General features: G+C 62.8%; 5 protein-coding genes. 4 read left to right on the top strand and 1 reads right to left on the bottom strand.

The window, feature by feature from the left end; all coding sequences use genetic code 11:
* The 4 genes from AC1DEY_RS22750 to AC1DEY_RS22735 form a co-directional block, all read left to right on the top strand.
* Positions 1-437 (top strand): substrate-binding domain-containing protein (locus tag AC1DEY_RS22750; protein ID WP_476869976.1); only part of this gene is annotated, 437 nt, incomplete at its 5' end.
* A gap of 11 nt (positions 438-448) precedes the next feature.
* A complete protein-coding gene (locus tag AC1DEY_RS22745; RefSeq protein WP_476869975.1) occupies positions 449-1,249 on the top strand; it encodes an SDR family NAD(P)-dependent oxidoreductase in 801 nt (266 codons plus the stop codon).
* 34 nt (positions 1,250-1,283) lie between these two features.
* A complete protein-coding gene (locus tag AC1DEY_RS22740) occupies positions 1,284-2,084 on the top strand; it encodes an SDR family NAD(P)-dependent oxidoreductase (RefSeq protein ID WP_476869974.1) in 801 nt (266 codons plus the stop codon).
* 34 nt (positions 2,085-2,118) lie between these two features.
* A complete protein-coding gene (locus AC1DEY_RS22735) occupies positions 2,119-2,556 on the top strand; it encodes a nuclear transport factor 2 family protein (protein WP_476869973.1) in 438 nt (145 codons plus the stop codon).
* 200 nt (positions 2,557-2,756) lie between these two features.
* On the opposite strand, the gene AC1DEY_RS22730 is transcribed toward AC1DEY_RS22735, so the two are convergent.
* On the bottom strand, positions 2,757-3,281 hold a 525-nt coding region (locus AC1DEY_RS22730), incomplete at its 5' end, for a cupin domain-containing protein (protein WP_476869972.1).

The following is a 3,281-nucleotide window of genomic DNA, read 5'->3' as shown; positions in this document are numbered from 1 at the left end:
GCTTCAAGGACGAACTGGCAAAGTTGGCCCCTGGAATCACCATCGCCGGTTCACAGCCGGGCAACTGGGACCAGACCCAGGCCACATCCGCAGCTGCCAGCCTCATCACCCAGTTCGGGAACAAGAACCTTCGCGGCATCTACGCCCAAGCAGACAACATGCTGGCCGGCGCCATCGTCGCCGCTGACCGGGCCGGCCTGAAATCCACGGACTTGGCCATGGTCGGTTCCAACTGCTCCACCGAGGGTTACACCGGCATTGAAAAGGGAGTCCAGTACGCCTCGGTTCTGCAAAGCCCCATCGAGGATGGCGAGTTCGCAGCAAAGGCTGTCATTAATGTCCTCGAAGGCAAGAGTGTGGAGAAGAACAACTATCTGACTCCCAAGACGATCACCAAAGCCAACCTTGCTGACTGTGCTGCAGCAGTAGGCAAGTAACGGAGGAATTCATGACTGACTGGACACTCACTCTTCCCGACCATGTCATCGTTACGGGCACAGCCAGTGGGTTGGGTCTGGAATGCGCGAAGGCACTGCTGTCAGCGGGAAGCCACGTCTTCGGTGTGGACCTCGGAGGCAGCCCCGCAGAGCTGACGGACCAACCCCGGTACCAGCACATCGTCGGCAACGTCGCAGAAGAGGCGACCTGGCAGGAAGTAGCCAAAACGGCCACTGCAGGCGCCAACGGATCACTGGGGCTGATCGCCGCGGCAGCGATCCTTGGTGTCGGCACGCTCGAGGAAGAAACGCTGGAGTCGTGGAAGCGGACCTGGGAGGTGAACGTCCTCGGCAACGTCATCGCCCTCAAAACGCTGATGCCGCACCTGCAGAAAGCGGAGCACGCTTCCGTGGTCGTGGTGACCAGCGTCGATGCCCACTTCGCGGAGCAGCAGCTGGCGTCCTATGCGTCGTCCAAGGCCGCCCTCACCGGAGCCGTCCGAACCATTGCTTTGGACTACGCCCGTACGGGCATCCAATTCAACCTGCTGGCACCGGGGCCCATGCGGGCGGGACTTTTCGAACGCCACCTGGCCTCGGCCAGCGACCCGGAGAAATTCCTGGCCACCCGTGAGGCGCGGCAGCCCCTCGGGCGCATCACCGGCGCGGACGAAGTCGCCAATTCGGCACTTTTCCTGCTCTCCAAGGAGTCCTCGGCCGTCTTCGGCACCACCGTTGTAGCTGACGGGGGCCTGACCACCGGTTTTGATTTCCGGACCGGGACCGAAGGTTCCTCCGCGCACCACAACTAAGCACTGCAATAGCGAACACCGAAAGGTACATCTCATGGAACTGGAACTGACCGGCAAGAAGGCCATCGTGACAGGTGCCGCCCAGGGCATCGGGCGAGCGACCGCCCTTCTGCTGACCGCCGAAGGGGCCACCGTGGCCGCCCTGGACATCGACAAATCGGCCCTGACCGAGCTCGAAGAACTGGCCGCGGACAATCCTGGCCGGATTGTCCCCTCCGTCGTGGACTTCACCAACGGGGAGGCCACGACCAACGCCGTCGCGGAGGCCATCAGCCAGCTCGGCGGCCTTGACCTGTTGATCAACAACGTCGGCTCCGGGGCGGTCCGGACCTTCGAGCAGATCACCGACGAGGACTGGGCCCGCACGATGGAGCTGAACTTCATGAGTTACGTGCGGACCATCCGCGCCGCACTGCCCGCCCTGCGCGAGTCGGGGGCTCCATGCATCGTCAACAACGCATCCGATCTGGCCCGGCAGCCCGAAGCCCAGCCTGTCGACTACTCCGCCAGCAAGGCAGCTGTCCTGGCCCTGACGAAGTCCATCGCCCGCGCAGAGGGCCCGAAGATCCGGGTCAACGCCGTGGCACCGGGACCCATCTGGACACCGTTCTGGACCAAGCCTGGCGGTTTTGCTGACACGTTCGCAACCCTGCACGGGATGGAACGCCAGGCAGCCGTCGAACATGAAATGAAGCTCCGCCAGCTGCCCCTGGAACGGCTCGGCACTCCGGAGGAAGTAGCGCGCGTCATCGCGTTGCTCTGCAGCCCGGTGACCAGCTTCGTCACCGGTTCCGTCTGGGGCGTGGACGGCGGCAGCATCCGTGGACTCATCTAACCTTCAGCCCGCCCTGGATCGGAAGGAGCCCCACGTGCCCGATCACCATCCTTCAGACGAACAGGAGATCCTGTCCCTTGAAGACCGCCGCTACGAGGCGGTACTCAGGTCTGACTTCGACGCCTTCGCCGAACTTTGCCATCAGGACCTCGTCTACGCGCATTCAAACGGGGAACGCGATGACCTGAGCGGCTACATCGATAAGTGCCGGCAGGGTGTATACGTCTATCACAGGATCGATCATCCGGTGGAGCAGGTCAAAATAGTAGGCGATGTAGCCCTCGTCATGGGAGAAATGCACGCCGATCTGACCATCCGGGGCACGCCTACAGCATTGGACAATACCGCCTTAGCCGTGTGGATCCGCGTGGGTTCATCCTGGAAGCTGCTGGCCTACCAGCCGACGCCCAAGCCTGGGCAGGCTGCCCTCGGTCAGGAAGGATCAACCGCCTCCGCGGGCTCAGCTGTCTAAAGTAACCAGGCCCGCCAAGCCAAAAGAGTGCCGGCGACAACCCGTCGCCGGCACTCTTTTGGCGTCTGCCGCGTCCACGTCTTGGCAGGCGGCCCAATGCTGCGAGGAGCGTGTCCGCTTGTATTCCCCCGGTTGACACCCGCAAACCAACGCTTCCGCACTGAAGGCACGACACGTCCATCCCATGAAGGGGAGGAATGCTAAGAGTGGGAGTGTTCCATCGTCGCGGAGTCCTCACCGCTTGATCCCTGACCGGCCCTGGCCAGGTCGAGGGGATGGGCGAAGCCTTGACGGCCGACCACGGCCCAGATGGCGACACAGTTTTCACCGGAGGTGTTGCTGAGACGGTGCGGCACATTTGAATCGAAATTCATGCTGTCTCCAGGCCCGAGAACATCGCTATCAAAAGCGACCTGGACGTTGAGTTGGCCGGAAAGGAGATGGATGTACTCCCATCCGGGGTGGCGCATCAGTGCGTCCGCGGCGCAGGACTCGCTCCCGGGCCCGTACGTGACCCGCAGGAACTCAACCAAAGGGTCGGCCCTTTCCGTGAGCCGCTCCCAGCGGACGCCTCCCATGTTGATCTCTGGACGGTCCCCTGCCCTCTGGATTCCCGGGATTGCCGTGCCTGCAGACGGGGCGAAGACGGGAAGGCCGCTGACAGTTAAATCAACGGTCGCGTCGTTTTCTTCCGGGGCGGGAGCCGAGTGCTCACCACTCATGAG

Source organism: Arthrobacter sp. 05T47 (assembly GCF_056395825.1).
Note: the sequence above shows the minus strand (reverse complement) of the source record. Positions and strands in the feature narration are given on the sequence as shown.

Bases quoted from the DNA above. Each gene is read 5' to 3' on its own strand.
- AC1DEY_RS22745 (WP_476869975.1), top strand. From the start codon at position 449: ATGACTGACTGGACACTCACTCTTCCCGACCATGTCATCGTTACGGGC.
- AC1DEY_RS22740 (WP_476869974.1), top strand. From the start codon at position 1,284: ATGGAACTGGAACTGACCGGCAAGAAGGCCATCGTGACAGGTGCCGCC.